Here is a 24,590-nt window from a genome sequence, read left to right on the forward strand (position 1 = left end):
TGTATAGCCGCGGACAGCGGCCGATGCTGCGTCAACACTGTGTTGGTGTCCGCACCGGCCGCTGTTTCACTTAGTATCGAAGAGTGCGCGAGCGGCTGAAGGACCCACTGGTGGATACCGTTGTTGACGGTAGATACAGGGTTCATTCACGCCTTGCACGAGGGGGCATGTCCACGGTCTACCTCGCCACCGACCAGCGACTTGAGCGCGACGTGGCGCTGAAAGTGCTTTACCCCCACCTGGCAGAGGATGAGCGGTTCCTTGAGCGTTTTGAGCGTGAAGCGAAGTCTGCAGCCCGGCTGTCGCACCCGCACGTCGTCGGTGTTCTTGACCAGGGCGTCGAAGAGGGCCCGGAGCACAGCATTGCGTACCTCGTCATGGAGTACGTGCCGGGCCGCACCCTGCGGGACCTTCTCCGGGAACGTGGACATCTCACACCGCGCCAGGCGCTGGCGATGCTCGATCCCGTGGTCGAGGGCCTCGCCGCTGCGCATGACGCCGGGCTTATTCACCGGGATGTGAAGCCCGAGAACGTGCTCCTGGCGGAGCGCGGGAGCATCAAGATCGCAGACTTCGGCCTTGCCCGTGCGGTGTCCGCGGGCACCAACACCGGAACCCTGGTGGGAACGGCTGCCTATCTCCCACCCGAACTGGTGTCCGGCGGAGCAGCGGATGCGCGCAGCGACATCTATTCCGCAGGCATCATGCTGTTCGAGCTGCTCACCGGCAGCCAGCCCTACCATGGGGAAGCACCCATCCAGGTGGCCTTCCAGCACGTGAATTCCCGAGTCCCAGCACCCTCGGCCACGATGCCCGGTCTCGCCGAAGACCTCGACGAGCTCGTGCTCTGGTGCACCGCGGTGGACCCGGAAGAACGCCCCATCGACGGCAATGCGCTGCTGGGCGAATTGCGCCACATCCGCACCACGCTCAGTGACGCGGAACTCGACTTCGGTCATGACCAGCAGTCTGCTGCGCCCCGCGCGGGTGGTGCGTCGCACTCCGTGCCTCATCGCCAGCCGGCTAACCACACCGAAGTCTTGGAATCCGGAGTGCAGTACACCGAGGTGGTGGACAACCATTCCCATCCCACGGAAGTGGTGACGGCACAGGGCTCCCCCACCACCGTTCTTCGCGGTGAGTCGAATGCAACCACGGTGCTGGGTTCGACACCGATGGCCGGCTCGGGGCCCGAGCGCCAGCTTGACGCAGCCGCGCGGGAGAAGTTGGCGCGCCGGGATTTCAAGGCATACCAGAAGGAACAGGCGCGGGCAGCGCAGCGGCCGGAAAAGACGCTTCGGCCGGGCAATAGGGGACGCAGGAATGTGCTCCTGGTCCTCCTGCTCGCGCTGCTCGTCTTCCTCGCCGCCGCGGCAGGATGGTTTTTCGGTGTGGGACCGGGCGCACTCGTGGCCGTTCCGGATGTGTCCAGCCGCCCCGTCACCGCGGCTCAGGCGTTGCTGACCGAGGCTGGCCTCTCCTCCACGGCGGAGGAAGTCTATTCTGATTCCGTGGACGAAGGGCTTGTCATCGGCAGCGAGCCGACGGCAAGCACGGAGATCCGGCGATGGGAAGGTGTGCAGCTACTCGTCTCACTGGGACCCGAACTGTTTGCCGTTCCCGAAACCGTTGGCCTTTCGGAAGCGGCCGCAGCGGGTGCCCTGGTTGCAGCTGAGTTCGGAGTAGGCGAGGTAACCCGAGAATTCAGCGATAGCGTCCCGACGGGTGTGGTCATCGCATCAGATCCCGCTGTCAGCGTTCAGTTGCCTGCAGGGACGGTCGTCAACCTGACAGTCTCCCAAGGGCCGGAACCGGTCGATGTTCCCTCGGTACTGGGCCTGCCCCAGGATGAGGCGGTGGCTGTACTCGAGGCGGCCGGCCTAACCGCGGAAATCGCCGACGAACAGGTGAACGATGTCGACGTTCCGGCTGGATCCGTGCTGACTCAAAGTCCTGCCGGTGGCCAACTGACCCGCGGCCAGGCAGTAACACTGACCATCTCTGCAGGCCCGCGCATTGTGATGGTGCCCGACGTCTTCTCCGACCCGGAAACGGTGGCGATCGAGAAGCTGGAAGCAGCCGGTTTCAACGTCGAGGTGAACTACGCGTTCGGTAGTTCAGTGTTGGGCCTCGTGGCCGGCCAGGACCTGACCGGCGAACATCCGGAGGGTTCCACCGTAACCATTACGGTGACCTGAACAACCGAACCAGGTGCGCGCAGGTTCAACCCGGAGGATTTTCAGGGTCAGCGCGAGGAAAGTGCCCCCGCCACGAGGAACGCCATTTCGAGGGACTGCATGTGGTTGAGCCGGGGATCGCACACAGACTCATAGCGTTCCAGGAAAGCCTCCTGGTCCACAGGGTCCGCCCCGCCCAGGCACTCGGCGACGTCGTCGCCCGTCATTTCGACGTGCAGACCGCCGGGGAACGTCCCCAGCGAGCTGTGGACCTCGAAGAACCCGCGAACTTCGTCCATGACGTCATCGAAGTTGCGCGTCTTGTAGCCGTTTGGCGAGGTCACGGTGTTGCCGTGCATCGGGTCTGTCACCCAGAGGACCTGTGCGCCGGAGCCTGTCACCCGGGACACAAGTTCCGGCAGCTTTTCGCGGATGTTCTTGGCCCCCATCCGCGTGATGAAGGTCAAGCGGCCGGGTTCGCGGTTCGGGTCGAGCTTGTCGATCAGCGCCAGTGCGTCATCGGGGGATGTTCCCGGGCCAAGCTTCACGCCGATCGGGTTGCGGACCCTGGAAAGGAAGTCGATGTGCGCGCTGTCAATGTCCCGGGTGCGTTCACCGATCCAGAGGAAGTGCGCCGAGGTGTCGTATGGCAGGCCGGTGCGGGAGTCAGTCCGCGTGAGCGCCCGCTCGTAGTCCAGCAGGAGTGCTTCATGGCTAGCGAAAAATTCCACGCGCGTCAGTGCGTCGAAGTCCGCTCCGCAAGCTTCCATGAAATGAACGGCCCGGTCTATTTCCCGGGCCAGTGATTCGTAGCGGGAGTGCGCCGGATTGGCGGTGAATCCTTTGTTCCAGTGGTGAACCAGACGTAGATCGGCGAAGCCGCCCTGCGTGAACGCACGGATGAGGTTCAGGGTGGAGGCCGAGGTGTGGTAGGCGCGCACCATGCGGGAGGCGTCGTGCCCGCGGCTTTCGGGAGTGAATTCGTAGCCGTTCACCATGTCGCCACGGTAGGCGGGGAGGGTGATGCCTTCGCGGGTTTCATCGTTGGATGAGCGGGGCTTCGCGAACTGCCCGGCCATGCGTCCCATCTTGATTACAGGCAGGGATGCCCCGTAGGTGAGCACAACGGCCATCTGCAGGATGGTCTTCACGCGGGCGCTGATGCGGTCGGCGGTAGCACCCGCGAAGGTTTCAGCGCAGTCCCCGCCCTGGAGCAGGAATGCCTTACCCTGCGCGGCATCGGCGAGCCGTCCGCGAAGTACGTCCACCTCGCCTGCGAAAACCAACGGGGGAAGCGTGGACAGTTCTTTCAACGCGGACTGGTGCACCGCGGCGTCCTGCCAACTGGGCTGCTGCGAAATCGCCAACTCCCGCCAGTTGTCCAACCCGTGATCGGTGGATGACAGGGTGGGAGCAGGGGTCACAGTTGTTTCGGTCACCGCTTAAGCCTACTCGTTAGGCTGGGCGCCAACGGAAACAGGGTGTCACGCAGCAGGGTCCATCCCGTCACATAGCGCGACTGTCCCGGCCGCTGTCCTTATCCGGGGCTTCCCCGGGCTGCTCTGCGTCCGGGGAAGGGTTGTCCGTTGCACGGCCGATGGTGCGAATCTCGCCGGGCAAAGGTCCCTCAACGCTCGGCGGCAACGCGGAGTCCGAGGGCGGAACGGCCTCACTGCCGGAGGAACCCTCCAGCCGGACGGCCGCCCTGCGCTTTGGATCCACGGCGCGGGGGGCCTTCTTGCCCGCGGACTTCGCATTCGCGAGGCGCTCCTTCACGCTGCTGGCATACACATCAACGTACTCCTGGCCGGAGAGCCGCATGAGCTCGTACATAATCTCATCGGTGACTGAGCGTTGAACGAAGCGGTCTTCTCCCAGCCCGGCGTATCTGCGAAAATCCATCGGCTCTCCCACAATGATGCCGATCCGGCGGATGTTGGGAATCCTGCGGCCGATCGGCTGGACCTTGTCCGTGCCGATCATCGCTACCGGAATGACCGGCACGCCGGTTGCGAGGATGAGCTTGGCAACGCCGGTCTTGCCGCGATAAAGGCGCCCGTCAGGGCTCCGGGTCCCTTCTGGGTAGATGCCGAGAAGGCCACCCGACCGCAGCACCTCTTCGCCGGCAGACAGCGACGTGGCTGATGCCGCGCCGCCGGAGCGGTCCATGGGCAACTGGTTGGTCAACCGGAAGAAGGCGGCCGTGAGTTTCCCCTTCACTCCCCGCCCCGTGAAGTATTCGGACTTGGCAAGGAACACCACCGGACGCGGTACAGACAGGGGCAGGAAAATGGAGTCCGAGAAGGAAAGGTGATTGCTCACCAGTACCGCTGCGCCGGTCGGCGGGATATTGTCCATCCCCTTGACCCAGGGCCTGAACAGCAGATTCACAAGTGGACCGACGATGATCCGCTTCATGATCCAGTAGAACACTCTGCCAGCCTTCCTGCGTGGGCGTTCTTCTTACGCCGCGTGCGCGGACAGTACAGGCCAACCATAGTCGTGTGTCCGCCAACGGGCTTCTTGGAACATTACTCTACGGGTGCCCTTTGTGCGGGTGTCACTGGCAGCGGACGTGAGGCGGTGACACCATGGGGTTCATGACGGATCCTTCGGAGATCGCTGCGTTCTCTTCCCACGGAGCGGGTGCACGCGCGCGTACCGGTGTGTTGCTCAGCCATGGTTTCACTGGATCAACGGTGAGCCTGCTGGAGTGGGCGAGATATCTCGCGGACCAGGGGTTCGCGGTACGCCTCCCGTTGTTGCCGGGACATGGAACCACATGGCAGGAACTTGCCCGCACACCGTGGCGGCGGTGGTATGGGAAGATTGAAACTGCGTACCGGGACCTGGCACGGGAGAGCGATGCCGTCGTGGTCGCCGGATTGTCAATGGGCGGTGCCCTGGCACTCAGGTTGGCGGCGCTGGAACCGGTGGCCGGCGTCGTCGTCGTAAATCCCGGGCTTACTTTCGCCGATCCCCGCGCCCGCTATGCCGGGCTCCTCAAGTACTTCCTCCGGTCTGTGCCTCCGATCGCCAATGACATCAAGAAGCAGGGCGTCTATGAAGGCGCGTATACCCGAACGCCGGTTGCCGCCGTCCACCAGCTTTCACAGCTCTTCCGTGACACCACCGTGCGACTGCCGCAGGTCACCGCTCCGACGCTGGTGTTCAGGTCGAATGTGGACGCGATCGTGCCGGAAAGCAGCATCGATGTTCTCCAACAGCGCATCGGCAGTGCGGACCTGGAGATAGTACGGTTGGAGAACAGCTACCACGTGGCCACCATGGACCACGACCAGGAGCTCATCTTTGAGCGCTCCGCAGCATTCATCGAGCACGTGACGGCAGGTACCAGCGCATGAGCCCCCGAGCCCAGGACCCGAACGAGTCCACCGACGACGCCGTGTGGCAGGATCTGGTGGCTCGGCTGGAGGAAACCCCCAGCAGCGAGTTGCCCGACACCGGCTCCCCGACTGACTCCAGGTCTCGGGATGAACGGGTGCGCACAATCTTCGAAGGCCAACCCGGAGCCGCCGTAACCGGCCCCCGCGACTACTCCCCCGTCGAAGATGAGGAAGACGACACCTACCAGCCTCCCGAGCCTCCCGCGCTCGGCGTCGGGGATCCGTTGGTGGTCCTGGCGTGGCTGGGGGCGGTGGGAGGTCCTGTTTCCCTGCTGCTGATTGCAATGTTCTGGCGCTCTGCACCCACCTCCGTGATGCTTGGGGTCGTTGCGGTATTCATTGCCAGCGTGGTCTTCCTGATCTTCCGGCTCCCCAAAACCCGGGATTACGACGACGACGGCGCGGCGGTCTGAGCTTTCCCCTCCGCAACTACGTGGTCACCTGCGTTCGCCACGGCGTGCGGCGGGCGCCGCACCGTAGCCGCGGCGAAGTAACGGCCCGGACCTGATGCGTGAGAGATCGGCAGCCCCGACCAGCCCGGCTTCCGGGCCCAGCGCCGCCGTCGTAATGACCGCTGCCGGCCGGAAGCCACGGCCGGTGAGATTGCGTTCGAAGGACCGGCGCGCAGGGTCGATCAGCAGGCTGCCGGCAGCGCCGAGCCCGCCACCGATCACGAAGGTGCCCGGATCCAGCGCTGCCGCCAGGTTGGCGATGCCCAGTCCAAGCCACTGCCCGACGTCGTCTATAAGTTCCCGACATGCAGGGTCCCCCTGCAGCGCAAGCCGGGTGACTACCGACCCTGTTATCGATTCCGCCCGACCGTGCACCTCGCGAAGGATTGTCTGGGCCACGGGCGAGTTCGCAGTAGCCAGCTCGCGTGCTTCGCGTCCCAACGCGTTGCCGGAAGCGTACTGTTCCCAGCATCCACGGTTTCCGCATTCGCACCGGTGCCCGTTTGGCACGATGATTTGGTGCCCGAATTCGCCCGCCACCCCGTGGCGGCCACGTTCGAGGACGCCGTCCATAATCATCGCTCCCCCGATCCCCGTGCCGAGAGTGATACAGACCAGTCGAGGTTCATCCCGGCCTGCACCGAACCGCCACTCGGCCCAGGCCGCAGCGTCAGCATCGTTGAGCACGGTAACCCGGCGGCGAAGCATCTTCTCGAGGTTCGCCCGCAGCGGTTCGTTACGCCATGCCAGGTGAGGGCTGAACAGGACTGTGCCGTTGTCAAGGTCCATCCAGCCGGCGGCACCTATGCCCACCGAGCGGATACGCCGTCCGCGTCCCAGTTCGCGGACGAGGTCCACAATCACGGTTTCAACCTTGCGTGGGTCCTGCCCCGGGGTCTCCCGTCGCGCAGAGGCGACGATCACGCCGTCGGGATCCACCACGCCGGCCGCGACTTTGGTGCCGCCGATGTCGATGCCGATGGCAAGCCCGCGGCCGCGCAGGGGCCTCGGCGCGTAGCGGGTGGTCCCCGGCATCAGCCGCGGTTGCGGACGCCGCTGATTTCCGAAGGGATCGCGGAGCTTCTGCGGCGGTGCGCTGCCTGTTGGTTCCGTTTTCATCCAGTGTGGACCTCCCGCCGTCGTAGTGGGAACGCGCTGTGCCGTGCCTGCCCTGACACCGTTACCGATTCGTACATTACTGGAGAGTAAGAACGCGCGGAAAAGCTATAGGCTAGGGAAATCTCGCAGGATGTGACGAAAATCAAAGGAGATTCCCGTGCGCGAATTCAGCGTTCCGGCCAAAGTGCAGGTCCCCCGGGACAGCAACACTACGCACCTCGTCGTGAAGCAGGCCGAGAAAGCCAGCAACCCTGCCCTGTTTGCCACCAAGGACGCTGCTGGTCAGTGGTCCGACGTGAGTGCAACTGATTTTCTTTCCGATGTCCGTGCCCTTGCGAAGGGGCTGATGGCTTCGGGTGTGCAGGCTGGGGACCGGGTCGCGATCATGGCCCGTACCCGCTACGAGTGGTCGCTGGTGGACTTCGCGATCTGGTTCGCCGGTGCCGTGTCCGTTCCGGTGTATGAGACTTCCTCCCCGTCGCAGGTCGGGTGGATTCTCGGTGATTCCGGCGCAGTCGCTGCATTCGTCGAGTCCGGACGGCATGAGAACGTGGTGCGCCAGGCAGTAACTACTGAAGGGCTGGAAGCCTTCAAGCACGTCTGGCAGTTCGACGGCAACGGCCTGGACCCGCTGAGGGCGGCGGGAGCCGACATCAATGACGCGGCGCTGGAGGAACGGCGGCTCATCGCCGGTCTCGAGGACGTCGCCACCATCATCTACACCTCCGGAACCACGGGGAAGCCCAAGGGGTGCGAGCTTACGCACGGCAACTTCGTCGAACTCTCGGAGAACGCTGCCGCGTCTCTACCCGAGGTAGCCCATGAGGGCGCGCAGACCATCATGTTCCTCCCACTCGCGCATGTCTTCGCCCGGTTCATTTCGGTGCTCTGCGTCGCGGCCGGTGCAACCGTGGCGCACACCCCTGACGTCAAGAACCTGCTGCCCGATCTGCAGAGCTACAAGCCCACCTTCATCCTGGCTGTCCCACGCGTTTTCGAGAAGGTCTACAACAACTCCATGCTCAAAGCGGAAGACGGCGGGAAGGGCAAGATCTTCCACGCAGGCGCTGACGTTGCCATCGCCTGGTCCAAGGCGGAGCAGGCCGGGAAGGTGCCCTTTGCGCTGAAGGCCAAGCACGCACTGTTTGACCGGCTGCTGTACGGGAAAATCCGCACGGCCATGGGTGGGAGGGTGCAGCACGCAGTGTCTGGCGGAGCTCCACTTGGCGACCGCCTCGGGCACTTCTTCCACGGAATCGGCCTCATGGTGCTGGAAGGCTACGGGCTCACGGAAACCACTGCTCCGATCGCCGTGAACACCCCGCAGAAGATCAAGATCGGTAGCGTCGGTGCTCCACTGCCCGGCAACGCCGTCAAGATAGCCGACGACGGCGAGATCCTCACCAAGGGCGTCTGCGTGCTGAAGGGCTACTTCAAGCGGCCTGATCTGACCGAGGAGGCGTTCACGGACGGCTGGTTCCACACGGGTGACATCGGCCAACTGGACGACGACGGTTTCCTCAGCATCACGGGGCGCAAGAAGGAAATCATCGTCACCGCAGGTGGCAAGAACGTCATCCCTGCCCAGCTCGAAGACACAATCCGCGCCAATGCGCTTGTGTCCCAGTGCGTGGTCCTGGGCGACCAACGGCCGTACATCGCGGCACTGATCACCCTGGATGAGGAAGCACTGCCGGGCTGGCTGGAGCGGCATCACCTTCCGGCAGGGACCACTGTGGCGGAAGCAGCCCGGCATTCGGCGGTACAGGCCGAAATTCAGGCGCTGGTGGACCACGCCAACGAATCGGTGTCACAGGCCGAGGCCGTCAAGGTGTTCCGCATTGTCGATCAGGATTTCACCGAGGCCAGCGGCCACCTCACGCCTTCGATGAAGATCAAGCGGGCGCAGGTTCTCAAGGACTACGCGGCGCTCGTCGAGGAAATCTACATCCAGCCGAAGGCTCCGCGGGTCAGTTAACCCTCGGTGGAGGGCGTCTTCAGCGAAAGCAGGGCGTTCTCCACCACCTCGGTAAGCGCCGGGTGAATCCAGTACTGTCCGCGAGCCATGGTGAAAGCGTCCAGCCCGAAGTGCATTGCCTGAATGACGGGCTGGATCAGGTTCGATGCGTCCTGGCCCATGATGTGCGCGCCGAGAATAGTGCCGGTATCTTCTTCCGCAATGAGCTTCACGAATCCGCTGGTGTCTTCCATTGCCCAGCCGTACGCCGTCGAACCGTACTGCTGCACTGCTACAAGGGCTTTGGACCCGGTTCTCTCCGCCCGTTCGAGTGCCTGCTCCTCGGTGAGGCCGACTGTGGCGATCTGGGGACGTGTGAAGACCGCGGCCGGCACGTACCGGTGGTCGCTCGCGTGCAGGGCATCTGGATGCAGCAGGTTGTGCGTCACCACCCGCGCCTCGTGGTTGGCTACATGCTTGAGCTGGAACGGACTCGAAACATCGCCGAGCGCCCACACTCCTTCGACAGGTTCTCCGCGTCGCGTTACCCGTTGGAACACGTCGACTTCCACCCTGCCGTCCTCAGCGTGGTCGAAACCGACCTCCGCTGCCCCGACCCTGTCGCTGTTCGGCTTTCGTCCCGTCGCGACCAGAACGACGTCGGCCTCAACCTCCAGCGCGGTCCCATCCGGCCCGGCCAGATCGGCGGTAACGGAACCGTCACCGTTGCTGCTGACCCGATACACCTGGTGCCCGGTGAGCAGCTTCCACTGAGCACGCGCGCTCTCGGTGAACTGCTCCGACACCGTGTCATCGAGGCTGCGCAGCATGAAGTCCGACCGGACGGCGAGCGTGACGTCGGTTCCCAGCGAGGAGAAGATGTGCGCGAACTCAGCGGCAATGTATCCCCCGCCGATAATCAGCATCCGGCGGGGCAGCTCCTGCAGGCGCATGACTGTGTCCGAGGTGTGCACCTGCGGCAGGTCAAGCCCGGGAATGTCCGGGACGACGGCGCGTGAACCGGCTGCTATCACCACCTGATCGGCGGTGATTACCTCTCCTGACGCGGTCGTCAGCGTCCGGTCGCCGGTGAACCGCACCTCCTCTTCATAGAGGTCCACGTCCTCCAGTTCAGCGCCGCGGTAGGTGCGGCCCGCCTCCGAGATGCTGTCGATCCGGGTGAAGATGCGGTCCCGTAATTCTGCCCAGCGCACCCCTGTGAGTTGCACGTCCACGCCAAGCCTGCCGGCGTCGGTCGCGGCGCGGGCCAGCTCCGCGGGGTAGACAAACATCTTGGTGGGAATGCAGCCTACGTTGAGGCAGGTACCACCGAAGGTGCCGCCTTCGATGATGGCAATTTTCTTGCCGTCCCATTCCGGCGTGATCAGCGTGTTGCCTGAGCCCGAGCCAATGATGGCCAGATCGTAATGCGTCATGCGGATCAGTGCAGCTGGTCGACGACGAGGGCTGCGAGCTCCGTTACGGCGTCCCGCGTGCGCGGTTGCAGTTTAGCCAGCTCAACCCGCGACCCCTCGGCCAGATGCCGGTCATACGGGATGCGGATGACCGTGCCGACGCGGGAGCGGAAGTGCTCTTCGATCTCATTGACGTTGACTTCGGTGCGGCTGCCCGAGGACAGGTTGATGACCACGATCGCCTTCGCCACGAGGTCGTGCCGACCATGGGCTTCAAGCCATGAGAGGGTCTCGGACGCCAGGCGGGCTTCGTCGACGCTTCCGCCGGACACAAGCACCACGGCGTCGGCCTTCTCCAGTGTGCCCTTCATCACCGAATGGACCATTCCCGTTCCGGAATCGGTGAGCACGATCGAGTAGTACCGACCGAGGATATCCGTCACCGCCCGGTAGTCGGCGTCGTCGAAGGCCTGCGCAACCGTGGGATCCGTATCCGAGGCGAGCACGTGCAGCCGCGAACCGTCCCGCGCTACGTAGCTGGAAAGCTGTGCGAAGGAATCCACCATGAACCGGTTCTGCACCAGTTGGCGGGCAGTGTATTCAGCCCGGCCCGGCGAACGGTCGGAGAGTGTGCCGCGGTCGGGGTTCGCGTCCATCGCGATGATGCGGTCCTCGCGGATATCGGCAAGCGCCATACCCAGCAGCGTGGTGACCGTGGTCTTACCGACTCCGCCCTTGCGCGAGAGGACCGGAACATAGCGGGTCCGCTCCCCCAGTCGCACGCCGATCCGGTGCTCGAGGGCGCGGCGGATGCGGACGGCGTCGGAGTCTCCGAGGTTGAGGTAGCCCAGCGTGACCTTGTACAGCCATGATCTCCAACCTCCCACCGGAGGCCGCTGCCGGGAAGCCAGCAGGCGGTCGGCAGTGAGCGACGACGCCGGCTCCGGACCTTCTTCCTTCTCGCGCCTCGCGCTGCGATCCGGAGCGCCGGCCAAGCCTGCCGAAGGCCTACCGGTGTCCGGCCGACGGCCGGCCGAGGGCGTCCAGCCTGAACCTTCTTCATCCTCGGATAGCCGGATGTCGCTGTCGGCTATGGTCAGGTCCGCCGCCTCAGTGGGGTGTTGTCCCGGCATCTGTCCGTCCGCTGCAGCGGTTATGCCGATGTGCGGCAACCGATCGGGTTGGGGCGCCTGCACAACGAAGTGGCCGTTAGCCTGCGCTTCGGAGGCATTGCCGACGTAAGGCTCGCTTGCTTCCGAGCTCAGAGTGGGCTCAGCGTCCTCGGCGGGCTCGCCGTCTGTCGCTTCCGGAGCGTCTTGTGCATCGGGCGCGCTTGCCGCTTCCTGTGCACCTTCCGCTTCCGGCGCACCTGCATCATCACCGAACTCATCCGCGATCTTGGACGACTCCGACGACTCCGATGCCTCCGGACCGGATTGATCCCCGCCGGCCACAGCTTCGTCCGGGCCTCGCTGGGTTTGGTTCTCAGCGGACGGTGTAGCCGGCTTCTTGTCGTTGGCCATGGTTCCTCACGGTCGGGTGATGCGCTGCGGATGCGCAGCCTGCACTGGCGCCCGGCGGCCCGGATCTCTCTCCCTGCCGCTGAGCTTATGCATCACGATAGCGCAGGCTTTCACACTGCGTGCAGGCGGGCTCAGGCAGGGTCGATGACCAGCAGGAGATCGCCGCCCTGCACCTGCTCCACCGCTCCAATGGCCAGCCGTTTGACCGTGCCTCCTAATGTGCTGGTGATGCCCGCCTCCATCTTCATCGCCTCGATGGTGGCAACCGTGTCGCCCGCCTGGACAGTTTCGCCCTCAGCAACCCCGAGGGTGACGGCGCCGGCAAACGGAGCCGCGACATGCCCCGGCTGGGCCGGGTCGGCCTTCTCAGCGGCCTTCACATCGGTATGGACGCTGCGGTCGCGGACAACAACGGGGCGCATCTGCCCGTTGAGCGTGCACATCACTGTGCGCATGCCCCTCTCATCCGGATCGGAAACGGCTTCAAGCGTTGCGATGAGCCGGACGCCCTTCTCCAGCGGAATAACATGCTCGCTGCCTTGCTGCATGCCGTACAGGTAGTCGCGGGTGTCCAGCACGGAGACGTCTCCGTAGGTGTTCCGGGTGTTCTCGAAGTCCTTGGTGGGTCCGGCGAACAGGAGCCTGTTCAGTGTTGCCCGGCGGGTTGCAGAGTCTCCGTCGAGGCCCTGTTGGTCCTCGTCACTGAGTTCGGCGTCACGGACCTTCACTGTGCGGCCCTGCAGGGCCTTGGTCCGGAACGGTTCCGGCCAGCCGCCCGGCGGGTCCCCGAGCTCCCCGCTGAGGAAGCCGATCACGGAATCCGGGATGTCAAAGTTCTGCGGGTTCTCCTCGAACGCTGCAGGGTCGACATTGGATCCGACCAGTTGGAGCGCGAGGTCACCGACTACCTTCGACGACGGCGTGACCTTGACCAGGCGGCCAAGCATGCGGTCAGCGGCCGTGTACATGTCCTCGACGGCTTCGAACCGTTCACCGAGGCCCAGCGCGATGGCCTGCTGGCGCAGGTTCGAGAGCTGCCCGCCGGGAATCTCGTGCCGGTAGACACGGCCTGTGGGTCCTGGAAGTCCGGACTCGAAGGGTGCGTAGACGCGGCGAACGGCCTCCCAGTACGGTTCCAGGGAGCTCACATTTTCCAGGGACATGCCGGTGTCACGTTCGGTGTGAGCCAGCGCGGCCACCAGCGCCGAGGCCGAGGGCTGGCTGGTTGTGCCGGCGAGTGACGCACTGGCGACGTCGACGGCGTCGACCCCTGCGTGAGACGCGGCAAGCAGAGTGGCCATCTGGCCGCCCGCGGTGTCATGTGTGTGCAGGTGTACCGGTAGGTCAAACCGTTCGCGCAGCGCCGTCACGAGCTTGGCTGCTGCGGCCGGACGAAGCAACCCGGCCATGTCCTTGATCGCGAGGACATGTGCGCCGGCATCGACAATCCGCTGCGCGAGCTCCAGGTAGTACTCGAGGGTGTAAAGCTTCTCCTCGGGGTCCAGCATGTCGGAGGTGTAGCAAAGCGCCACCTCCGCCACCGCAGTGCCGGTCTCCCGGACCGCGCGGATGGCCGGCTCCATCTGGGAGACATCGTTGAGCGCATCGAAGATGCGGAAGATGTCAATACCGGTGGCAGCGGCCTCCTTCACGAAGGCGGAGGCTACGGCCTCGGGATACGGGGTGTACCCGACCGTGTTGCGGCCGCGCAGCAGCATCTGCAGGCAGACATTCGGCATTTCCGCCCGCAGCGCGGCGAGGCGCTCCCACGGGTCCTCGCCGAGGAACCGAAGCGCGACGTCGTAGGTGGCACCGCCCCACGCCTCAACCGAAAGCAATTGCGGCAGACGGCTGGAAACTGCCCGACCGGCAGCAACCAGGTCCCTGGTGCGCACACGGGTGGCCAGGAGTGACTGATGGGCATCGCGGAACGTTGTGTCAGTGACTGCCAGTGCGGTCTGCGCCCGAAGTTCGGCCGCGAACCGCTCAGGTCCGAGCTCCTGCAGCCGCTGCCGCGAGCCCGGCTGGTAGTTCTCGTCAGCTATGACCGGCAGCTTCTCCGCAGGGTCCAACTCCACGGTCAGCTCACCATGCGGCTTGTTCACCGTGACCTCAGCCAGCCAGTTCAGCAGCTTGGTTCCCCGGTCCGCCGGGACGCGCGCGGTCAATAGTTCGGGACGCTCGTCGATGAAGGACGTCGCCACATCACCGGCGATGAACGCAGGGTCATCCAGCACGGACTGCAGGAAAGAGATGTTTGTGGACACACCGCGGACCCGGAATTCCGCGAGCGCGCGCCGGGCACGGCGGACAGCGGATTCGTAGTCTCGTCCGCGACACGTGAGCTTCACCAGCATTGAGTCGAAGTGCGGACTGATCTCCGCACCCGCGTACACAGTTCCGCCGTCGAGGCGCACACCGGCGCCGCCGGCCGATCGGTAAGCGGTGATCTTCCCGACATCGGGGCGGAACCCGTTGGCGGGATCTTCGGTGGTGATGCGGCTCTGGAGCGCGGCACCCTTGAGGTGGACGGTCTCCTGTGACAGGCCGAGGTCCGCTAGAGTCTCACCGGCCGCGATCCGCAGCTGCGACTGCACGAGGTCGACGTCGGTGACTTCCTCGGTCACCGTGTGCTCCACCTGGATACGCGGGTTCATCTCGATGAACACATGCTGACCCGCACGCTCTCCGACGGTGTCCACCAGGAACTCCACCGTTCCGGCGTTCACGTACTTGAGTTCCTTGGCGAACGCGACGGCGTCACGGTAGAGCGCCTGCCGGATACCTTCGTCGAGGTTCGGCGCGGGGGCAATCTCGATGACCTTCTGGTGACGGCGCTGCAGCGAGCAATCCCGCTCGAACAGGTGCATGACGTTACCCTCGGCGTCGGCCAGGATCTGAACCTCGATGTGCCGTGGACGCAGTACTGCCTGCTCGAGGAACATCGTTGGATCGCCGAAAGCCGAATCGGCTTCACGCATCGCCGATTCCAGCGCCTCCCGGAGCGCGTCACGGGAGTCCACGCGGCGCATGCCGCGACCGCCGCCGCCTGCAACCGCCTTGGCGAAAATGGGGAAGCCGATTTCGTCCGCAGCAGCGATGAGTTCCTCAAGGTCCGCGCTCGGCTTCGAGGACTTCAGTACCGGAATGCCGGCTTTCCGCGCAGCTTCCAACGCACGTACCTTGTGGCCGGCCAGCTCAAGCACATCTGCCGGCGGACCCACGAAGGTGATACCGGCGTCGGCTGCTGCACGGGCCAAACCCGGGTTCTCGGAGAGGAAACCGTAACCGGGATAAATGGCGTCGCACCCGGCTTCCTTGGCGACACGGACAATTTCGTCCACATCCAGGTACGCACGCACCGGATGGCCCTTTTCCCCAATGAGGTAGGCTTCATCCGCTTTCTGGCGGTGGATGGAGTTCCGGTCCTCGTAGGGGAAAACCGCAACTGTCTTGGCGCCTGTTTCGTAGCCCGCCCTAAACGCACGAATGGCGATTTCGCCACGGTTAGCTACCAGAATCTTCGAGAACATTGCTCTCCTGCATCCTTGCTGGTTCAACGGAACGACAACTTAGCGTCCCCAGCCTACATATTGTCGATCGGCGCACAGTAATTCGTGTCCGCATGCCGGTAACGGTTGGCTCCTGAATTAAGCATCGCCGTGTTCGTTGCGGCCGCCGAGCCGTGTTCGTCTGCCGTACGGGTCCACCTATGATGAGAAGGTGGGCGGCGACTTCGATCCGGAAGACTGGACCCTGCGGTACATGGCACCTCAAAACGTTAGGTATTGGTTCATCAAGTGCAAGTAGTGAGCATCAGCAGCCTCAAAGGTGGCGTCGGCAAGACCTCGGTCACCCTGGGACTGGCGTCCGCGGCACTATCGGCCGGGATTCCCACGCTTGTAGTTGACCTGGACCCGCACGCGGACGCAACTACGGGGCTCGGCGTACAGGCAGACAGCCAGGTGGACATCGGTCGCCTACTCAAGAACGCACGCCGCGGCGACCTCGCCTCGAATGTCGTCCCCAGCGGTTGGGTAGGCACAGCGCAGAAACGCAGTTCCAACAAGTCAGCCCCCGTGCTCGACGTCGCAATGGGCTCCTCCTACTCCGGGATCTATGACCGCCCTGACCTCGGGAAGCGGGACCTGAAGCGTCTGGCCACCCTGCTGGAACGTGTCGAGGGGTACCGGCTGGTGCTGGTGGACTGCCCACCCTCACTGAATGGCCTCACCCGCATGGCGTGGACGGCGAGCAACCGGGTACTGCTGGTTGCTGAGCCTGGTCTGTTCTCCGTCGCCGGGACTGAACGAACCATGCGCGCCATCGAACTGTTCAAGAACGAGTTCGCGCCCAACCTCACACCGGCGGGGATTGTCGCCAACCGGGTCCGGACAGGGTCGAACGAACACACATTCCGGCTGAATGAGATGAAGCAGATGTTCGGCGACCTTCTGCTCAGCCCCACCATCTCGGAGCAGGCCAACTGGCAGCAGATTCAAGGCGCCGCTCACGCGGTCCATCACTGGCCGGGGGAATCGGCAAAGCAGGCTGCGGGATACTTCGACGATCTGCTCCGCGCGCTTCTGGACTCCGGACGCATGCGCAGCCGGGTAGCCCGTCGGTAGTTGCCGTCTGGACCCCGCCCCGCATCGACTCAGCAGAAATGACTACCTTTCGCCGGTATTTTAGCGATTGCTACTGACTCGATCGTGGGCTGATTGCGGATTCCATGAAAATGCCCCGCACTAAGGCGGGGCATATGGCTGGGCGTCAGCCGATCTTTCGGGCCGCGCGCCGCTTGCTCAGCTCGTCATCGGGGAAATCCTGGTCTGCGGCGTGCTCACTTGGCAGTGCAGCGAGGCTACCCTCGACTTCCCGCCAGACGCGACCGACGGCGATTCCGAACACGCCCTGTCCGCCCTGGACGAGGTCGATGACTTCGTCGGCCGAAGTGCACTCATAGACGGAAGCACCATCACTCATCAGCGTGATCTGCGCCAGGTCCTCGACCCCCCGCTCACGTAGATGCTCAACCGCACTTCTGATCTGCTGAAGCGAAACACCGGTATCCAGCAGTCGCTTGACGACTTTCAGGACGAGGATGTCCCGGAAACCATAGAGGCGCTGGGATCCCGAACCCGATGCACCGCGTACGGCTGGTTCCACAAGGCCTGTGCGGGCCCAGTAATCGAGCTGGCGATAAGTGATACCTGCCGCCTTGCAAGCGGTGGGGCCGCGGTAGCCGGCGTCCTCATCCAGAACGGGGAGGTCTTCGGTGAAGAGCAGGCCCTGCGCACTCACCGGAATGGCTGCACCTGCAGCGGCCGCGTTGGAACCCGTACCGGCGTCGCCTTTCGGACTCACGTGTTGCCTCCTCGTTCTGGTTCCCGGGGGGAAGTGGCACAAGCCGAGGTCCACAGGGTTTGATGTAAGTGTGCCCTGAGTTTCCGGTGAGTGCAATGGGAACTGTCTGCTTCGACGTTAGATCCCCGGGAACCCGAGGTCAAAGATGCCGCTCATAACAATGTGCGCGTGTCGCCCTGCTCACCGTTCGAAATCTTCCGGTTCGACGTCTGCCAGGAATTCGCGGAACTGCTTCAACTCGCGCTCAGCGTTGGCCTGGCCCTCTGCGGAGGTGGTCTCGCCGTCGTCGTCCTCCGCTTCCGTGATTTCCACCCCTGTGTCCTCCATGACCTGGGGTGCACAGTAGATGGGGCATGGAACACGCAGGGCTACGGCGATGGCATCAGAGGCGCGGGAGTTCACGGTTGTGCCGTCGTCGAACACTACTTCGGCGTGAAAAACGGTGTCCTCCACGCGCACCAGGCGCACCTCCGTGACGCTGTGCTTGAGAGCTGAAATGACGCTGACCAGGAGGTCGTGGGTCATCGGACGGGGCGGCACGATTCCCTGCTGCACGAAAGCAATGGCGCTTGCTTCGGGTGCACCGATCCAGATCGGGATGTGACGGGTGCCGGCTGACTCTTTCAGGAGGACCAGCGGTTGGTTGGACGGCAATTCGATTCGCACGCCGACCACTTCCACTTCGAGCATGTCCGCCTCCTAATTTTCCATCCGTGCAATCTGTCCCTGGACGAGGGCGCTATGGAGGTTGAGGCACAATTCGCTGATCTCGCGGGCCGTTTCAGCGGCGCGTGCCTTGGAGGCAACGTCGCGGCGGGAGGCGACGGGAGCAACTACCCGCTCCACCAGACCGAGTTCGCGATCAGCGGCAGCACGGAAGGGACGAAGATGGCGGGGTTCAATGCCGTGCGCTTCCAATTGAACGCACGCGCGGGTGATCTTGAGTGCATGCTCATCGAAACGGCCGTCGACTTCGGCGATGAGCCCAAACGAGACCAGATCGCGGATCAGCTCGGGACGGGCTCCGGCCTCGGCGGTTAACGTTTCACGGGTGAGGCACCTGGCATGCGATTCGAGTTCACGCGCGAGCTGGTCCGAAACCATGCGGGGCGCAAGGCTGAGGCCGCCGGGAAGGCTCTCCGGACGCTCCCCGCGGTCGATGGCATCAACGTAATCCTTAATCACCTTCAGCGGCAGATACTGGTCGCGCTGCAGGGCAAGAACGAAACGCAAGCGTTCGACGTCGACAGGGGTGTACTTGCGGTAACCCGCCCTGGTCCGCTGCGGGGTGATGAGCCCTTTTTCTTCGAGAAAGCGGATCTTGGATGCGCTGATCTGGGGAAAGTCCCCGGCCAGTTCGGTGAGGACTTCCCCAATGTTCAGGACATTCCCGCTGACACGCTCTGGAGCGAGGCCTACGGGTCGCCGGGACGGTTGGGAGGAGGGCATGTACTCCCCTAGGCCTGGCCCTGCGGCTGCGAGAAGCTACCTGCGGCGTAGAAAGTGAGCCGGAACTTGCCGATCTGCACTTCATGGCCATTGCGCAGGACAACATTGTCCACGCGGTCGTTGTTCACGTAGGTTCCATTCAGACTTCGGGCGTCCTCCACCCGGAAGCCCTCGGGGCCGCGCCGGAACTCGGCATGCTTACGGGACACCGTTACGTCGTCCAGGAAGATGTCTGCGTTGGGGTGGCGCCCGGCCGTGGTGACGTCCTCATCCAGCAGGAAGCGCGCGCCTGCGTTGGGGCCCGTGTGGGCGATCAGCAGGGCTGATCCGGCAGGCAGTGCAGCAACAGCGGCAAGCTCTTCGCTGGTCAGCCGCGGTTCCACGGCAGTAGAGGCAGTTTGCGGAGGCAGCCCGATGGTAGTGGTTTCCGGTGACGGCGCGTGCGATCCCGAAGCGTCCTTAGCGGCTGCGTTGTTCTCGCCAACCATTGATGTTTCCTTCCCCAAAATGCGTGGCCGACCGGTTCCCCGGCTGGCCACTTTTCCATTGCCTAAGCCGGTGAGTCTAGCCTACCTGCTGAGCGTATTCGGAAGAACTGAGAAGTTCCTCCACGACCGAGCCGTCCTCGACCTTGATCTCCATCAGCCAGCCATCACCGTAGGGGTCCGAGTTGATGAGGGCGGGGTCGCCGTCGAGCGCTTCATTGCGGTTGACAACCTCTCCGGCCACGGGGGCGTAGATGTCGCTGACGCTCTTGGTCGATTCCACCTCGCCGACAACGTCAGAGGCGGACACCTTCGAGCCGCCCTCAGGCATCTGGACGTAGACCACGTCGCCGAGCGCGTCCTGCGCAAAGTCTGTGATGCCAACACGCACAACTCCGTTGTTGTCGGGCGACGTCACCCACTCGTGTTCAGCGGTGTAGTGAAGGTCTTCGGGAACGTTGCTCATTATCGGCCTTTCATGGGGCGCCGGGCTATGATTGCGACTTAAAGAGTGGCCCCTTCTCTTACGATCGGGGGCCTTACGAACGAGTATATGCACATGCCCCGTGCCGTGCGTCACTGCCCACCGCTGCGGATCCCGTACGGTGAATGAATGGACGGTACCCGGCGTAACACGGAACTTGACGAGCACTACATCGACGAACGCCTGGTCGCCCTTTATGACCCGATCAACGGCGAACGTGAAGACGTGCGCTTCTACGTGGAGTTGGCCGGCTACGGACCACTCGATGTCCTCGACGCTGGCTGCGGCACGGGCGTGCTTGCGTTGGCGATGGCCGACGCCGGGCACCGTGTGGTGGGCCTCGACCCGGCGGCGCCCATGCTTGACGCGGCACGGCGGGACGATACGCACGGTCAGGTTCAATGGGTCTGCGCCGATGCACGCGAGATGCACCTCGCTGCGCGGTTCGATCTCATCACCATGACCGGACACGCCTTCCAGGTCTTCCTCGACGATGACTCCATGCACGCGTTCCTGAGGCGGGCGTTCGATCACCTCCGGCCCGGCGGCCAGCTGGCTTTCGAGACCCGGAATCCGCTCGCACGTGCGTGGGAGCGGTGGACACCGCAGCTCTCGCGCCGGCGGGCAATGGTGGAGGGCGTCGGCGAGATCGAGTGGAGTGCTTCGACTCTGCAGGTGGACGGAGAGCATGTCACCTTCGAGATGACGCACCGGTTCCTCGGTAGCGGCGAGGAGATCATCACACCCAGCACGCTGCGTTTCCCCTCGCAGGAGACGGTTCGCGGCGCGCTGGAGTCGGCGGGATTCGAGGTTGGAAGCACCTACGGCGGCTGGGACCGTTCCCCCGTTACGCCGTCGTCGTTGGAGTCGATCTTCGTAGCGCGCGTGCCTGCGTAGCGAATTCAGCGGCGATAGGACAGGATCGGAGAATGACTGACGTGCCTTTCCCGATTCAGCCCATGCTCGCCAAGGCAATGGACGCAGTTCCGGAGCCGGACAGTGTTGCGGGCGGGCTCAGTTATGAGCCGAAGTGGGATGGCTTCCGTGCGATCATTCACATCGCGGACGGTGAGTGCGAGATCGGAAGCCGGGGATCAAAGACTCTCACACGGTACTTCCCCGAGCTGGTGGAAGCCCTCCTGGAGAACCTGCCTGAGCGGTGCGTGGTCGACGGCGAGATAGTCGTCCGGCAGGGTGAGCAGGGGGCGGAGCGCCTCGATTGGGAGGCGCTCTCCCAGCGCATTCACCCCGCGGAGAGCCGCGTGCGCCTGCTGGCGGAGCAGACGCCGTCGTCGTTCATTGCCTTTGATCTGTTGGGAATCGACGACAACAACCTGTTGGAGGTGCCCTTCGCCCAGCGGCGGAAAGCGTTGGAGGGCATCGGGGAGTCTTTCGCGGCGCCCATCCATCTGTCGCAGGTGACGGACGACGTCGAACTTGCCCGCCGCTGGCTCGTCGAGTTCGAGGGGGCCGGGTTGGACGGCGTTGTAGCCAAACCCCTGGCTGCGGCGTATGAGCCGAATAAGCGGCGCATGCTGAAGGTGAAGCATCATCGGAGCGCTGACGCTGTGGTGGTTGGATACCGGGTCCATAAGAGCGGTCAGGGTGTCGGTTCGCTGTTGCTTGGCCTGTACGACGACGACGGCGAGTTGCGCAACGTGGGCGGCGCTTCCGCGTTCTCGGACAAGCGGCGGCTCGAGTTGGTCGATGAGCTGGAACCGGATGTCATACGGGACGATTCCGGTGAGATTGTGCGCGGCGAGACGGATCGCAGCCGGTTCGCTTCTGCCAAGGACGTGTCATACGTACGGTTGCATCCACGGCGGGTGGTGGAAGTCCGATATGACCAGATGGAGGGCGAGCGGTTCCGGCATACCGCCCAGTTTGAACGGTGGCGGCCGGACCGGGAAGCGCGCTCCTGCACCTTCGAGCAACTGGAGATACCTGCCGCGTACGACCTCAGTAAGGTCCTCGCCTGACTTCTCCTGTGGATAACTGAATCGGCGGTCCCTGGTTGGCTAGGATGGGTTGCGGTCCAGGTAATCCAATGGTCGGGGAATTCATGATTCAGTCTCGCGTGGTCAGCACTTTTGCGGGTGCGGCACTTTCTGTTCTTGTACTTGCGGGGTGTCAGGGTGGTGACCCTGATGCCACTTCCTCTTCTGATTCGGCGTCCGCTTCTGCTTCTGCGCCTGCCTCTTCATCTGCATCACCTTCTGCTCCTGCTTCGCCCACGCCGTCTCCCGCGTCCGAGGCCGGGCCCGCCGTGAACATTCCGGTCCCCGAGAAGCCTGCGCTGGCGGATGAGAACTCGATCGAGGGGCTTGAGGCGTTCACGGGGTGGTGGTTCGAGCTGTTGAATTACGCCCAGGCAACGAACAACTTCGAACCCCTTTGGGCGGTAACAGACGACGGCTGTAAGACTTGCCACGTCATTGCCGGCACCACGGAGGATACATACGCGAACGGCGGATGGCAGATCGGCGGGCAGGTCCGCCTCGAGAGTTACGAAACCAAGTTTCGACAGACAGCATCGGGTTCGGTCGATTCATATATAACAATCGAGCAAGACGAACTGTCCGTCCTCAACCGAAATGGAGACGTTGAGGAAACGATGCCTGCCGTTGGCGAGCCCGTCCTGCGCAGAACAATCGCTGTTTACGAGACGGGCGCATGGTTGATGCTCGACTTCGGAACAGTGGACGTCTCGTCATGATGAATTCCATCATCTGGCGGTTTCTGGGTCTGAGCGCAATTGTTTGCGTCTTGGCTTCTACTTCCTTGTCACCCGCAAACGCGAAGGAGGACGAAGCTGCTAAAGGAGTCGTTGCCGGCAGCGAAATAGTTGCTACTAATCAAACGACGGAAGAGGCCGGTGGTGATCCGGCACAAACCGCTAACGAACCAGACATGGGCGCAGTAGCCGACACGAACAGTCCCGTTGCGCCATCGAACATCACCTACACCTATGAGCGCGTATGCCTTCAAGGCGTTGGTAGCTTCCTCGATCCCGGGGATTGCGTACGGATCAATGCCCCATGTAACGCGGCAGAGGATGGCGCAATGGTTGAGTGGATTGCAGTCGACAGTTCAACCTCGCCTCCAACACAAACTGCTACCGGTGAGACGACATGCATCTACCCCAATAGTCCCGTTCCGCAACCGCCGAACGGTGGCGAGCCCGCGGACCCTCCAGTAGTCATAACGCTTGAGGACTTCCAGAGCCAGCCGATCATCGCGGCCGAAGTAGTCTCGGAGCCGAATAACTTCGGCCTGCTCGGCGGACACAACAACGTCTGGGCGAACGTCGAAGAGCAGGAATTCGCATTCGAGACGCTCGGAGACGACGTCCGGATCCGCGCTTGGCCGGTCGAATACGACTGGAACTACGGCGACGGCACCACCAGGACGACCATGACGGCAGGTAACTCCGTCCCCGAAGAAGACTGGCTCATGGTCGAAACACCAACCAGCCACGTCTACGAGGAAACCGGAGACTACAACCTCGTCCTCACCACACGATTCAACGGCGACTACTCCGTCAACGGCGGACCCTGGATCCCCATCGCGGGACAAGCAGCCGTGGAATCGGAACCGCACCCGATCAGCATCTGGCGTTCCGACAACCGCCTCGTCGATGGAACCTGCGAAGAAGATCCTTCAGCTTGGGGCTGCCAGTAGTCGTTACTTGTCCTTCTTCGCCCGGCTCGGTTGAACTCGGGGCGGCTCGCCCGGCATCTTCGGGTAGTCGGGCGGGAAGGGCAGTTCCCCCAAGCCGGAATCAAGGTCACGCTGCCACCACTCGAGCAGAGTATCGATCGTCCCTGGCTCCTCGTGGAAGGTGGCCCATGGGTCGCCGACCGACTTCAGCCGGTCCGGAACGGTCAGAATCGTGAAATCGCTCGGGTTCACTTTCTCCAACTCATCCCACGTTATTGGACACGAGACCGGAGCATGAGCCAGTGCCCGTGGACTGTAGGCACCGGCGATAGTCCGATCGCGATTCGCCTGGTTGAAGTCCACGAAGACTTTCTCGCCGCGTTCTTCCTTCCACCACGATGTGGTGACCTTGTCTGGCATGCGCCGTTCCAGCTCACGCGCCGCAGCGATGACGGCATGCCGGACATCAAGGAACTCCTTGACCGGCTCGATCGGCGCATACACATGAATCCCCCGGTTGCCGGAGGTCTTGAGGAATGCGTTGAGGCCCACCTCCGCCAAGACTTTCCGTAGCTCGATGGCGGCGGGGACGGCGTCGTCGAAATCTGTTCCCGGCTGCGGGTCCAAGTCGATCCGCAGCTGGTCGGGGTTGTCCGAATTCTCGGCGCGCGAAGGCCACGGATGGAAAACAACGGTATTCATCTGCGCTGCCCAGACCGCGGCGGCCGGCTCATCGATAACCAGCTGCGGGTGCGAGCGCGCACTCGGATAAACCACCTTGACCGAGCGGATGTAGTCCGGGGCACCTTTCGGAGGGTTCTTCGAGAAGAACTGCTCCCCGTCGATGCTGTCGCCGAAGCGTTGCAAGGCGAGCGGCCTGCCACCATTGGCCGTGATGAAAGCGTCCCCGACATCGACCAGGTACTTGGCGAGATCGAGCTTCGTCAGCCCGAGATCCGGCCACATGATGCGGCTCGGACTGGAAATGCGGACCTCGCGGGTGCCGTTCGGCCCATCAACGGATAAAACTATTGCCTCGGATGCCATGCTCCCAAACATACTCTGCACCACCCGCCAACTAGCCGAGGACTGGCG

The 24,590-nt window shown here is 63.6% G+C and carries 21 protein-coding genes; 9 read left to right on the forward strand and 12 right to left on the reverse strand.

The window, feature by feature from the left end:
• The first annotated feature begins 110 nt into the window (after positions 1 to 110).
• The gene (gene pknB, locus ACX80C_RS02085) at positions 111 to 2,198 is read left to right on the forward strand and encodes a Stk1 family PASTA domain-containing Ser/Thr kinase (RefSeq protein ID WP_459324628.1); all 2,088 of its coding nucleotides are present in this window, start codon (positions 111 to 113) and stop codon (positions 2,196 to 2,198) included.
• A 47-nt stretch (positions 2,199 to 2,245) separates the two neighbouring features.
• Here pknB and ACX80C_RS02090 read toward each other — a convergent pair whose 3' ends face one another.
• Together ACX80C_RS02090 and ACX80C_RS02095 are read right to left on the reverse strand one after the other, a co-directional pair.
• The gene (locus tag ACX80C_RS02090; protein ID WP_459324558.1) at positions 2,246 to 3,616 is read right to left on the reverse strand and encodes a class II 3-deoxy-7-phosphoheptulonate synthase; all 1,371 of its coding nucleotides are present in this window, start codon (positions 3,614 to 3,616) and stop codon (positions 2,246 to 2,248) included.
• A 67-nt stretch (positions 3,617 to 3,683) separates the two neighbouring features.
• On the reverse strand, positions 3,684 to 4,610 hold the full coding sequence (locus ACX80C_RS02095; RefSeq protein WP_459324559.1) for a lysophospholipid acyltransferase family protein: 927 nt from the start codon (positions 4,608 to 4,610) through the stop codon (positions 3,684 to 3,686).
• A gap of 167 nt (positions 4,611 to 4,777) precedes the next feature.
• On the opposite strand from ACX80C_RS02095, the gene ACX80C_RS02100 reads away from it, so the two are divergent.
• Positions 4,778 to 5,542 (forward strand): alpha/beta hydrolase, encoded by a 765-nt coding sequence (locus ACX80C_RS02100; RefSeq protein ID WP_459324560.1) that lies wholly within the window; start codon positions 4,778 to 4,780, stop codon positions 5,540 to 5,542.
• Positions 5,539 to 5,997, forward strand: a complete 459-nt coding sequence (locus ACX80C_RS02105; protein WP_459324561.1) for a hypothetical protein — start codon at positions 5,539 to 5,541, stop codon at positions 5,995 to 5,997. Before ACX80C_RS02100 ends, ACX80C_RS02105 begins: the two co-directional genes overlap by 4 nt.
• 24 nt (positions 5,998 to 6,021) lie before the next feature.
• On the opposite strand, the gene ACX80C_RS02110 is transcribed toward ACX80C_RS02105, so the two are convergent.
• Positions 6,022 to 7,071, reverse strand: a complete 1,050-nt coding sequence (locus ACX80C_RS02110; RefSeq protein ID WP_459324629.1) for an ROK family protein — start codon at positions 7,069 to 7,071, stop codon at positions 6,022 to 6,024.
• 241 nt (positions 7,072 to 7,312) lie between these two features.
• On the opposite strand from ACX80C_RS02110, the gene ACX80C_RS02115 reads away from it, so the two are divergent.
• Entirely contained in the window at positions 7,313 to 9,133 is a 1,821-nt protein-coding gene (locus tag ACX80C_RS02115) for an AMP-dependent synthetase/ligase (protein WP_459324562.1), read from the forward strand.
• Here ACX80C_RS02115 and ACX80C_RS02120 read toward each other — a convergent pair.
• The 3 genes from ACX80C_RS02120 to ACX80C_RS02130 form a co-directional block, all read right to left on the reverse strand.
• Positions 9,130 to 10,548 (reverse strand): mycothione reductase, encoded by a 1,419-nt coding sequence (locus tag ACX80C_RS02120; protein WP_459324563.1) that lies wholly within the window; start codon positions 10,546 to 10,548, stop codon positions 9,130 to 9,132. The two genes, ACX80C_RS02115 and ACX80C_RS02120, sit on opposite strands and share 4 nt — an antisense overlap.
• A gap of 5 nt (positions 10,549 to 10,553) precedes the next feature.
• Positions 10,554 to 12,050, reverse strand: coding sequence for a MinD/ParA family ATP-binding protein (locus tag ACX80C_RS02125; RefSeq protein ID WP_459324564.1), 1,497 nt, complete (start codon positions 12,048 to 12,050; stop codon positions 10,554 to 10,556).
• 131 nt (positions 12,051 to 12,181) lie between these two features.
• On the reverse strand, positions 12,182 to 15,583 hold the full coding sequence (locus tag ACX80C_RS02130; protein WP_459324565.1) for a pyruvate carboxylase: 3,402 nt from the start codon (positions 15,581 to 15,583) through the stop codon (positions 12,182 to 12,184).
• Positions 15,584 to 15,850: 267 nt separating this feature from the next.
• On the opposite strand from ACX80C_RS02130, the gene ACX80C_RS02135 reads away from it, so the two are divergent.
• The gene (locus tag ACX80C_RS02135; RefSeq protein WP_459324566.1) at positions 15,851 to 16,678 is read left to right on the forward strand and encodes a ParA family protein; all 828 of its coding nucleotides are present in this window, start codon (positions 15,851 to 15,853) and stop codon (positions 16,676 to 16,678) included.
• A gap of 145 nt (positions 16,679 to 16,823) precedes the next feature.
• Here the strand turns inward: ACX80C_RS02135 and ACX80C_RS02140 are convergent, their stop codons facing one another.
• From ACX80C_RS02140 to gcvH, 5 genes are all read right to left on the reverse strand, one after another.
• A complete protein-coding gene (locus ACX80C_RS02140) occupies positions 16,824 to 17,417 on the reverse strand; it encodes a MerR family transcriptional regulator (RefSeq protein WP_167992375.1) in 594 nt (197 codons plus the stop codon).
• Positions 17,418 to 17,597: 180 nt separating this feature from the next.
• A complete protein-coding gene (locus tag ACX80C_RS02145) occupies positions 17,598 to 18,107 on the reverse strand; it encodes a bifunctional nuclease family protein (RefSeq protein ID WP_459324567.1) in 510 nt (169 codons plus the stop codon).
• A 9-nt stretch (positions 18,108 to 18,116) separates the two neighbouring features.
• Positions 18,117 to 18,866, reverse strand: a complete 750-nt coding sequence (ftsR, locus tag ACX80C_RS02150) for a transcriptional regulator FtsR (protein ID WP_459324568.1) — start codon at positions 18,864 to 18,866, stop codon at positions 18,117 to 18,119.
• A gap of 8 nt (positions 18,867 to 18,874) precedes the next feature.
• On the reverse strand, positions 18,875 to 19,354 hold the full coding sequence (locus ACX80C_RS02155) for an FHA domain-containing protein (RefSeq protein ID WP_459324569.1): 480 nt from the start codon (positions 19,352 to 19,354) through the stop codon (positions 18,875 to 18,877).
• 76 nt (positions 19,355 to 19,430) lie between these two features.
• Complete coding sequence (gene gcvH / locus ACX80C_RS02160) at positions 19,431 to 19,817, reverse strand: glycine cleavage system protein GcvH (protein WP_459324570.1); 387 nt, start codon at positions 19,815 to 19,817, stop codon at positions 19,431 to 19,433.
• Between the two features lie 147 nt (positions 19,818 to 19,964).
• Here gcvH and ACX80C_RS02165 point away from each other — a divergent pair, with 147 nt between their 5' ends.
• The 4 genes from ACX80C_RS02165 to ACX80C_RS02180 all read left to right on the forward strand — a co-directional run bounded on the left by ACX80C_RS02165 (position 19,965) and on the right by ACX80C_RS02180 (position 23,516).
• Positions 19,965 to 20,732, forward strand: coding sequence for a class I SAM-dependent methyltransferase (locus tag ACX80C_RS02165; protein WP_459324571.1), 768 nt, complete (start codon positions 19,965 to 19,967; stop codon positions 20,730 to 20,732).
• Positions 20,733 to 20,764: 32 nt separating this feature from the next.
• Positions 20,765 to 21,814 (forward strand): ATP-dependent DNA ligase, encoded by a 1,050-nt coding sequence (locus ACX80C_RS02170; protein WP_459324572.1) that lies wholly within the window; start codon positions 20,765 to 20,767, stop codon positions 21,812 to 21,814.
• Positions 21,815 to 21,897: 83 nt separating this feature from the next.
• Positions 21,898 to 22,551: a DUF6318 family protein gene (locus tag ACX80C_RS02175; protein WP_459324573.1), complete on the forward strand. Its 654-nt coding sequence runs from the start codon at positions 21,898 to 21,900 to the stop codon at positions 22,549 to 22,551.
• Positions 22,552 to 22,745: 194 nt separating this feature from the next.
• On the forward strand, positions 22,746 to 23,516 hold the full coding sequence (locus ACX80C_RS02180) for a hypothetical protein (protein ID WP_459324574.1): 771 nt from the start codon (positions 22,746 to 22,748) through the stop codon (positions 23,514 to 23,516).
• Positions 23,517 to 23,519: 3 nt separating this feature from the next.
• On the opposite strand, the gene ligD is transcribed toward ACX80C_RS02180, so the two are convergent.
• On the reverse strand, positions 23,520 to 24,542 hold the full coding sequence (ligD, locus tag ACX80C_RS02185) for a non-homologous end-joining DNA ligase (protein ID WP_459324575.1): 1,023 nt from the start codon (positions 24,540 to 24,542) through the stop codon (positions 23,520 to 23,522).
• Positions 24,543 to 24,590: the final 48 nt, after the last annotated feature.

The organism is Arthrobacter tecti (assembly GCF_054511355.1).